This window comes from Streptomyces sp. E2N166, from assembly GCF_003671715.1.
GTDB classification, from domain to species: Bacteria; Actinomycetota; Actinomycetes; order Streptomycetales; family Streptomycetaceae; genus Streptomyces; species Streptomyces thinghirensis.
Window position 1 is genome coordinate 1,312,291 of the sequence record NZ_RAIF01000006.1, and the last position, 9,254, is coordinate 1,321,544.

At 72.4% G+C, this 9,254-nt stretch carries 9 protein-coding genes; 5 read left to right on the forward strand and 4 right to left on the reverse strand.

The features are described 5' to 3' along the window. Nucleotides 1–43 precede the first annotated feature (43 nt). Nucleotides 44–715, forward strand: a complete 672-nt coding sequence (locus EBH09_RS06365; RefSeq protein WP_121745964.1) for a lysophospholipid acyltransferase family protein — start codon at nucleotides 44–46, stop codon at nucleotides 713–715. 158 nt (nucleotides 716–873) lie between these two features. Here EBH09_RS06365 and EBH09_RS06370 read toward each other — a convergent pair whose 3' ends face one another. From EBH09_RS06370 to argH, 4 genes are all read right to left on the reverse strand, one after another. Continuing rightward, nucleotides 874–2,406: an MFS transporter gene (locus EBH09_RS06370; protein ID WP_121745965.1), complete on the reverse strand. Its 1,533-nt coding sequence runs from the start codon at nucleotides 2,404–2,406 to the stop codon at nucleotides 874–876. 3 nt (nucleotides 2,407–2,409) lie between these two features. Then, a complete protein-coding gene (locus tag EBH09_RS06375) occupies nucleotides 2,410–2,955 on the reverse strand; it encodes a TetR/AcrR family transcriptional regulator (RefSeq protein WP_121745966.1) in 546 nt (181 codons plus the stop codon). Nucleotides 2,956–3,043: 88 nt separating this feature from the next. Next, nucleotides 3,044–4,015 (reverse strand): aldo/keto reductase, encoded by a 972-nt coding sequence (locus tag EBH09_RS06380; RefSeq protein WP_121745967.1) that lies wholly within the window; start codon nucleotides 4,013–4,015, stop codon nucleotides 3,044–3,046. Between the two features lie 90 nt (nucleotides 4,016–4,105). After that, entirely contained in the window at nucleotides 4,106–5,533 is a 1,428-nt protein-coding gene (argH, locus tag EBH09_RS06385) for an argininosuccinate lyase (protein ID WP_121745968.1), read from the reverse strand. Nucleotides 5,534–5,824: 291 nt separating this feature from the next. Here argH and EBH09_RS06390 point away from each other — a divergent pair, with 291 nt between their 5' ends. From EBH09_RS06390 to EBH09_RS06405, 4 genes are all read left to right on the forward strand, one after another. Beyond that, nucleotides 5,825–6,412 (forward strand): pyridoxamine 5'-phosphate oxidase family protein, encoded by a 588-nt coding sequence (locus EBH09_RS06390; RefSeq protein WP_121745969.1) that lies wholly within the window; start codon nucleotides 5,825–5,827, stop codon nucleotides 6,410–6,412. A gap of 3 nt (nucleotides 6,413–6,415) precedes the next feature. Further along, a complete protein-coding gene (locus EBH09_RS06395; RefSeq protein ID WP_121745970.1) occupies nucleotides 6,416–7,126 on the forward strand; it encodes a L,D-transpeptidase family protein in 711 nt (236 codons plus the stop codon). 88 nt (nucleotides 7,127–7,214) lie between these two features. Beyond that, a complete protein-coding gene (locus EBH09_RS06400) occupies nucleotides 7,215–8,597 on the forward strand; it encodes a ferredoxin reductase family protein (RefSeq protein WP_193776133.1) in 1,383 nt (460 codons plus the stop codon). 27 nt (nucleotides 8,598–8,624) lie between these two features. After that, nucleotides 8,625–9,254 (forward strand): FMN-binding protein (locus EBH09_RS06405; protein WP_193776134.1); only part of this gene is annotated, 630 nt, incomplete at its 3' end.

Sequence of the window (9,254 nt, forward strand, 5' to 3'; positions counted from 1 at the left end):
ACCTGCACAGACTCATACCGCATCCCCGACACCGGAGGACCCGTTGTCCCGCTTCGCGCTCATCAAGGCAGTGCTCGGCCCGATCATGCGCCTGATGTTCCGCCCACAGGTGGAGGGCGTGGAGAACATCCCGGGCGACGGTCCGGTGATCCTGGCCGGCAACCATCTCACCTTCATCGACTCGGTGATCATGCCCTTGAAGTGCGACCGGCAGGTCTTCTTCATCGGCAAGGACGAGTACGTCACCGGCAAGGGCCTCAAGGGACGGCTGATGGCCTGGTTCTTCACCGGCGTCGGCATGATCCCGGTCGACCGGGACGGCGGCCGGGGCGGGGTCGCGGCGCTGATGACCGGCCGCCGCGTGCTGGACGAGGGCAAGGTCTTCGCCATCTACCCGGAGGGCACCCGCTCCCCAGACGGCCGCCTCTACCGCGGCCGCACCGGCATCGCCCGGCTCACCCTGATGACCGGCGCCCCCGTCGTCCCGTTCGCCGTGATCGGCACCGACAAGCTCCAGCCGGGCGGCGCGGGCCTGCCCCGGCCGGGCAAGGTCACGGTGCGCTTCGGCGAGGCGATGGAGTTCTCCCGCTACGAGGGCATGGACCGCGACCGCTACGTCCTGCGGGCCGTGACCGACTCCGTGATGACCGAGGTCATGCGGCTGTCCGGACAGGAGTACGTGGACATGTACGCGAGCAAGGCGAAGGCGGCGTAGGGCCGCGAAGCGTACGGAAACGGACGGCGGACCGCTCGTCGAGCGGTCCGCCGTCCGTGCGTTGCGGACGCCTGGCGGCGTCCCGGCGACGATGGGGCGGCTCGGCCGACACGGCCCGCCCGGCCGACACGGCCCGCCCGGCCGAGTCGGCCCGCTTCCTACGGGTGTTCCACCCCGTCCTCCAGGCGCTGGCCACGCAGCAGGAACCAGGACGCCACGGCGGCGGCCAGGAGGACGGCCGCGCCGACGCCCGCCGCGTGGGTCAGGCCGTCGACGAAGGCCTGGCGGGCGGCGTCCAGCAGGGCCTCGGCCGTGTGCTCGGGGAGGTCCGAGGCGGCCTCCACCGCGCCGCCCAGCGACTCGTGTGCCGCGGCCGGGGTGCCGTCCGGGCCGGTGAAGTCGCGGTAGACGCCGGTCACGATGGAGCCGAGCACCGCGATGCCGAGGGCGGCGCCGAGTTCGTACGCCGTCTCCGAGACCGCGGAGGCGGCTCCCGCCTGTTCGCCCGGCACGCTGGACAGGATCACGTCGGCGGTGACGGTGAACGAGAAGCCCGCGCCCACTCCGACGACGAGCAGGACCGCGCCGAGCAGCGGATAGCCGGTGTTCTGGCCGACGACGGTCAGCGCGGCCAGCGCGAGACCCACGGCGGCGAGACCGCCGCAGACCACGGCACGGACCGAGAAGCGCCGGGCCGCACGGCCGGCGATCAGGCCGGCCACCACCGCGCCGATGGCGGCGGGCAGTTCGGCCAGGCCCGCCTCGAACGGCCGCCTGCCCTGCACGAGTTGCAGGTACTGGGAGAGGAAGAACACCAGCCCCGACAGGCCCAGGATGGTCAGCAGGTCGGCCAGGACCGCGCCGCTGAAGCCGCGGTTGCGGAACAGCCGCATGTCGAGCAGCGGGACCGGCATGGTCAACTGGCGGCGGACGAAGCCGTGGAGCGCGGCGGCGCCGAGCAGACCCGCGGCGAGCGTGGCCCACGCGAACCCGTGCGCGGCGGCCTCCTTGACGGCGTACACGACGCCGACCATGCCGACCAGCGAGAGGGTGACGCTGAGCAGGTCCCAGGGGCCCGGGTTCGGGTTGCGGGACTCGGGCAGCAGCTTGATGCCGACGACGACCAGGACGGCCATCACGGGCAGGTTGATGAGGAAGACCGAGCCCCACCAGAAGTGCTCCAGCAGGAAACCGCCGACGACCGGGCCGACCGCCGCACCGGCCGAGGCCGCGGCGCCCCATATGCCCACGGCGAGGCTGCGTTCGCGCGGGTCGTGGAAGAGGTTGCGGATCAGGGCGAGGGTGGCGGGCATCAAGGTGGCGCCCGCGACGCCGAGCAGGGCCCGGGCGACGATCATCAGCTCGGGCGTGGACGCGTAGGCGTTGAGGACCGAGACAGCGCCGAACGCCGTGGCGCCGATGAGCAGGATGCGCTTGCGGCCGATGCGGTCGCCGAGGCTGCCCATGGACACCAGCAGGCCGGCGATGACGAAGGAGTAGACGTCGCCGATCCAGAGCAACTGGGTGCCGGAGGGCGCGAGGTCCTCACTGATGTAGGGGGTCGCGAGACCGAGAACGGTCGCGTCGACGGCCACCAGCAGCACGGCCAGCACGAGGACGGACAGCGCGAGCCAGCGGCCGGGGCGCTTCACCGCCTCGTTCGACTGCGCCGACTGCAGGGTGCTGGTCATGGTTCACTCTCTCCGAAGTGCGCCGCCGAGCAGCAGCTCGACGATCATGTGGGTGAAGTCGTTGCGGGCCACACGGCCCTCGGTCACGGCCCAGGCGCAGGCGCCCAGCAGGCCGTACAGCGCCTCGGTGAGCCAGGCGGGGGTGAGGTCGATGCGGAACTCGCCGTTCTCCTGACCGCGGCGGAACACCGCGGCCATCCGGGCGTCGATGCGGGCCCAGCCCTCGTTCTGCTCCTCGCCCTCGAACAGCTGGTTCTCGGTGTAGAGGAAGGCGAGCAGGCCGGCGGCGGGCTCGATCTCGCGCACGAGCCGGCGCACCGCGTCGGCCGCCGGCCCGTCGTCGAGACGGGCCGCGTCCAGGGCGGCCTCGCACTCGGCGATGCCGAGGGACTCCAGCGCCCGGACCAGGGCGTCGCGCCCGGCGAAGTGCCGGTGCAGCGTGGCCCGGCTCAGCCCGGCCGCCCTGGCGACCTCGTCCATGGTCGCGGTGGCTCTGCGGGTCAGCAGGGCGGCGGCACTGCGCAGTACCTGGTCACGGTCAACAGCCATGAGACAACGATAACCCGTGTGAGACAACTTTGTCTCACACGGGGCACGCGTGACTCACCTCATGACCGAGACCGCCCTGCGGGGGCAGTCAGTGCCAGGGCAGCTGCCCGCGCCGCGCCCAGTAGGCGTGCGGGTCCTCGACGAGTGCGCCGAGGCGCGCCACCTGGTCGCCGTCGAGGTCTACGGCGGCGGCGTGCAGGTTGGAGCCGAGCTGGTTCACGGTCGCGGCGCCGGAGAGGACGACACCGGCCCAGGGCTGCCGCAGGATCAGCGCGAGGGCGACCGCGTCGCAGCCCAGGGCGGTCTCCTCCGCCACGGCCTTCAGGGCCCCCGGCGCATGCGGCTCCGCGAGGCGGCCGTTGGCCATGCCCTCCTTGACGATCACGGTGAGCCCGGCCTCGTACGCCTCGGCCAGGGCGGGCCCGGCGGAGGTGTCCAGCACGTTGTACGTCGACTGGACGGTACGGAAGAGGGGTTCGCCGTCGACGGTCACGGCGAGCGCGGCACGGATCGCGTCGGCCTGGGCGGGACCGCTGGTGGAGAAGCCGACGGTGACTCCCCGCGCGGCGGCCTCGGCCAGCTTCACGTGCAGTTCCTTGTCGGTGAGGGCCGGACTGTCGGGGGTCAGCGAATGGATCTGGTAGAGGTCGAGCCGGTCGCCGAGCAGGGCGTCGGTCTCGGCGCGCTGGCGCACGTACGTCGCCACGCCGTGGTCCTTGACCTCGTGCCGCTCGGCGTCGGTCGACCAGTCGGCCGTGTAGGTGTACCCCCACTTGCTGCCGACGACCACGTCGTCCACGTCGGGACGCTCCCGGAGCCAGTCGGCGAGGAACTCCTCCGAGCGCCCGTAGGAGCGGGCCGCGTCGAAGTACCGGACCCCCTGCGCGTAGGCGGCGTCGAGGACGTCGTGGGTGCGCTCGCGCATCGCCTCGACGCTGCGGTCGGCCGGCAGGTCCCGGTCACGGCCGAGATTGATGTAGCCGGGGCGGCCGACGGCGGCGAGACCCAGGCCGATGTGGCAGGTGGGGGTCGTGGCCGCGGCCAGGCGGGCGAAGGGCATCGCGGGCTCCGTTCGGTCGGCTGCTGAAGCTGTGGAAGCTGCTGAGCTGTTGACCAACGTAACCGCGATGCCCCTCGGGCACACCGGCTGCTACTTCTCGGCGTTCGCCCACGCGTACTGGCCGGCCACGTCCGCCTTGACCTCGGCGAGCTGGACGGCGACCGCGCTGGGTGCCGTACCGCCGCGGCCGCTGCGGGAGGCGAGCGCGCCGGGGACGTTGAGGACGGTGCGCACCTCGGGGGTCAGGTGGGCGGAGATCTCCGCGAACTGCTCGTCGGTCAGCTCGTCCAGCTCCTTGCCCTCGGCCTCGGCGGCCTTCACGCACTCGCCGGCCACCTCGTGCGCGACGCGGAACGGCACGCCCTGCTTGACCAGCCACTCGGCGATGTCGGTGGCGAGCGAGAACCCGGCCGGCGCCAGCTCCTCCATGCGCTCGCGGTGCACGGTGAGGGTGGCCATCATGCCGGTGAAGGCGGGGAGCAGGACCTCCAGCTGGTCGATGGAGTCGAAGACCGGCTCCTTGTCCTCCTGGAGGTCGCGGTTGTACGCGAGCGGGAGGGCCTTGAGGGTGGCCATCAGGCCGGTGAGGTTGCCGATCAGACGGCCGGACTTGCCGCGTGCCAGCTCGGCGATGTCCGGGTTCTTCTTCTGCGGCATGATCGACGAGCCGGTGGAGAAGGCGTCGTGCAGGGTCACGAAGGAGAACTCCTTCGTGTTCCAGATGATGATCTCCTCGGCGATCCGGGAGACGTTCACGCCGATCATCGCGGTGATGAAGGCGAACTCGGCGACGAAGTCGCGGGAGGCCGTGCCGTCGATGGAGTTGCCGGCGCTGCCGTGCTCGAAGCCGAGGTCCTTCGCGACCGCCTCCGGGTCCAGGCCGAGCGAGGAACCGGCCAGGGCGCCCGAGCCGTACGGCGACACGGCGGTGCGCTCGTCCCACTGGCGCAGCCGCTCCGCGTCCCGGGAGAGCGCCTGGACGTGGGCGAGGACGTGGTGGGCGAAGAGCACCGGCTGGGCGTGCTGGAGGTGGGTGCGGCCGGGCATCGCCACGTCGGGGTGGGCCTCGGCGAGGCCGACCAGCGCGTTCTGGAGGTCGGCGATCAGTCCGCCGACGGTCCGGGCGTGGTCGCGCAGGTACATGCGGAAGAGGGTCGCGACCTGGTCGTTGCGGGACCGCCCGGCGCGCAGCTTGCCGCCGAGGTCGGGGCCGAGCCGCTCCAGCAGGCCGCGCTCCAGGGCGGTGTGCACGTCCTCGTCGGCGATGGTGCCGACGAAGGAGCCGTCGGCGACGTCGGCCTCCAGCCGGTCGAGGCCGTCGGTCATCCGGGTCAGCTCGTCCTCGGTGAGCAGCCCCGCCTTGTGGAGCACACGCGCGTGGGCGCGCGAACCGGCGATGTCGTAGGGCGCGAGCCGCCAGTCGAAGTGGACGGACGCGGACAGCTTCGCCAGGGCCTCGGCGGGACCGTCGGCGAAACGGCCGCCCCAGAGCCGGACATCACCGTTGTTACTGCTCACTTGGGTCGCTCCTCTGGGCCGTTGTGGTGCCACCGCCTCCGCACGGCTACCTCCGGTGGCATGCATGATTATGCAGAGGTCCGCATGATTCGTCAATCCGGCGGGGTCCGACTGAACACGGGGACCAGCCTTCCCGTATCCCCGGCCGCGCGCAGGCGCAGTGGCCGCCCCGCGAAACGCCGGCCGGGGCGGCCACGGGCGCGCCGGAAGTGTGCGGAAAACGCGTCCGCATACCGGGACCAGCGGAAATTCCTCGGACAGGCGCACGACGGGGACCCATAATCGTTAGTCATGGGAAAGACTTATGAGCGCATAGACGGCAGACTCCGCACCTTCATCGAGGCACAGCCCCTCTTCTTCACCGCCACGGCTCCCCTGGCCGGCGACGGCACGGTCAACCTGTCCCCCAAGGGCCTCACGGGCAGTTTCGCGGTGCTCGACGAACTCACCGTGGCCTACCTCGACTTCGCCGGCTCCACCGCCGAGACCGTCGCCCACCTGCGCGAGAACGGACGGATCACGCTCATGTGGTGCGCCTTCCAGGGGCCGCCGAACATCGTCCGGGTGCACGGCCGCGGCGAGCCGGTCTTCCGCGACGACCCCCGCTTCCCGGAACTGCTCACCCACTTCCCGGACATCGACACCACCGAGCACGGGCTGCGCGCGATCATCGTGGTCACCGCCGAACTCGTCCGCGACAGCTGCGGCTACGCCGTCCCCTTCATGGCGTACGAGAGCGACCGGGACCTGCACGGCAAGCGGTTCGCCCGCGAGGACGACGCCTCGCTCAGCGCGTATTTCACCAAGAAGGAGCACATCGCGACGAGCATGGACGGCCTCCCCGGGCTGCCGCTGCCGCTGCCCCCGTCTACCGTCTGACCCATGCGCCCCGGTGTCCTCGCCGTCCTCGTCTCCGCCTCCCTCCTCCTGCTCGGTGCCGCGCCCGCCGGCGGGCCCGCTCCCCGGCCGCTGCCGGCCCGGATGGCGGACACCGGCGGCGGCACCCAGCTGATCACCGCGGTCGCCCCGCGGACCGGTTCCACCGAAGGCCGGGTCACCTGGTGGGACCGCAGGGGCGGCGGCCGGTGGGTGGAGGCCGGTTCCGCGCCGGCCCGCTTCGGGGCCAACGGGCTGGCCGACGGGGCAACGCGCGAACAGGGCACGAACACCACCCCGACCGGCCTGTACGACCTGCCGTACGCCTTCGGCATCCGGGCGGCGCCGCGCGGGACGGCGTACCGATACCGCCCGGTGCGCCAGGACTCCTGGTGGTGCCAGGACAACGCCTCCCGCGCCTACAACCGCTGGACCGAACCGCGCCCCGCCGACTGCCGCGCCGCCGAGGCCGAGCACCTGATCACCTACACGGCGCAGTACGCGCACGCCCTCGTCGTCGGCTTCAACTACCACCGCCCGGTGCGCGGACGCGGCGCGGGCATCTTCCTGCACGTCAACGGGCGAGGAGCGACGGCCGGTTGCGTGTCGGTGCCGGCGGAGGCGATGCGCCGCATCCTGCGGTGGGCGGACCCGGAGGCCCGGCCGCACATCGCGATCGGCACCTCGGGCGGGGCGACGGCGATCACGCGCTACTGAACGGAAGCGGCAGTACCGGCACGGGCTGAACGCTCCGGGGGTGCGGCGCGTATCTGTGGGCCAAGGGCCAAGTCCCCACGGAGGAACCGTGACCACCACGCTCGCCGGCGGCCGTGCCGCCCGCCGTCAGACGATGCGGCGCATTCGTCCGCGCCGCTCCCCCGCCGTCCCCCTGCTGCTCGCCGTGTGGGCGGGCGCGGCGGGCGTGTTGTGGCTGTGGTGGCGCAACACGCCCGCCATCTCCGACCAGACCGGCATGATCCTCAACGCGGGCCGGATCACCGGTCTGCTCGCCGGGTACCTGATGGCACTGGTGGTGCTCCAGATGGCGCGCGTGCCGGCGCTGGAGCGGCGGGTGGGCTCCGACCGGGTCGCCCGCTGGCACGCCATGACCGGCCGCTACACGCTCTGTCTGATCCTCGCCCACGTCTTCCTCATCATGTGGGGGTACGCCGCCCAGGCCGGCAAGGGCCTCGGCGACATCGTGCAGCAGACGGTCAGCTCCGTGAACCAGCTGCCGGACATGGGCAAGGCGGCCATCGGCACCGGACTGCTGGTCCTCATCGGGCTGCTGTCCGTCGGCCCGGTCCGCCGCCGGATCCCGTACGACGCCTGGTACCACGTGCACCTGCTCACCTACGTGGCGGTGTTCCTGACCTTCTGGCACCAGCTGACCACCGGCAACGACTTCGCCGTCGAGCCGGTCGCGAAGACCGTCTGGTACGCGCTGTACGGGACGGTGACCGCGCTGGTCCTCTGGTACCGCGTCCTGACCCCCCTCCGCCTCAACCTGCGGCACCGCATGCGGGTCGAAGCGGTGATCGAGGAGACGCCCGGGATCGTGTCGGTGCTGATCGGCGGGCGCCGGCTGCACCGGATGGGCGCGGAGGCCGGGCAGTTCTTCCGCTGGCGGTTCCTGGCGCCGGGGATGCGGTTCAGCTCGCACCCGTACTCGCTGTCGGCGGCGCCGCGCCCGGACATGCTGCGGATCACCGTGAAGGCGATCGGCGACCACAGCGCCCGGCTGCGCGAGCTGGAGCCCGGCACCCGGGTATGGGCGGAGGGCCCGTACGGCGCCCTGACCGCGCAGCGCCGCAGCCGCGGCAAGGTGCTGCTGGTGGCGGGCGGGGTGGGGATCACGCCGATGCGGGCGCTGTTCGAGACACTGCCCGGCGCGTCCGGCGACATCACCCTGCTCTACCGGGCCAACAGCACTCAGGACCTGGCCCTGTGGGACGAGCTGGCCGGGATCGCCGACGAGCGCGGGGCCCGGCTGATGTACGCGGTCAACAGTCCGGACGGGGAGCGCCCCGACATCTCGGCGGAGTCCCTGAGCCGCAAGATCCCGGACGTCGAGCGTCACGACGTCTTCCTGTGCGGGCCGCCCGGCTTCGCCCAGTCGGTGTACGAGGCACTGCGCGGCGCGGGAGTCCCCGCCCGCCGTATCCATCACGAGTCGTTCGAGATGTGAGCGACGGACATCAGGAGTCCAGGACAGATGAGGAAAAGCCACCCCGTTCGGCGTGCCGTGCTCGCCGGCGCCGCGACCGTGTCCGGGATCGTGCTGCTGCTGTCGCTGAAACCGGCGTCCGACCCGGGCTCCGCCTCGGCGGCGGGCGGCGCGGCGCCACCGGTGGCCGCGCAGTCGCCGCAGGGCGGCCGGGGCGCGGGGGCCGGCACGGTCACGGGTGACGCGGCGACTACGCAGTACGGCCCGGTGCAGGTCAGGCTCACGGTGAACGGCGGGAGGATCACGGGCGCCGAGGCCGTGCAGGCGCCCAAGGGCGGGCAGAGCGACCAGATCACCGCCAACGCCGTACCCAAGCTCAACCAGGCCGCCGTCGCCGCCGGCAACGCCGACATCGACGCCGTGTCCGGCGCCACCTACACCAGCGCCGGATACGCGAAGTCGCTGCAGTCGGCACTGGACAAGGTGGCGGCGGGGTCCGCCTCCGCCGGAGAGGGCTCGGGCGACGAGGGCTCCGGCGATGAGGGCAGCGGCGATGAGGGCAGCGGCGGGGGCGCTCAGACGCTCACCGGCACCGTCGCGCAGACCCAGTACGGGCCCGTGCAGGTCCGTGTCACCGTCAGCGGCGGGAAGATCACGGGCGCCGAGACCCTCCAGGCA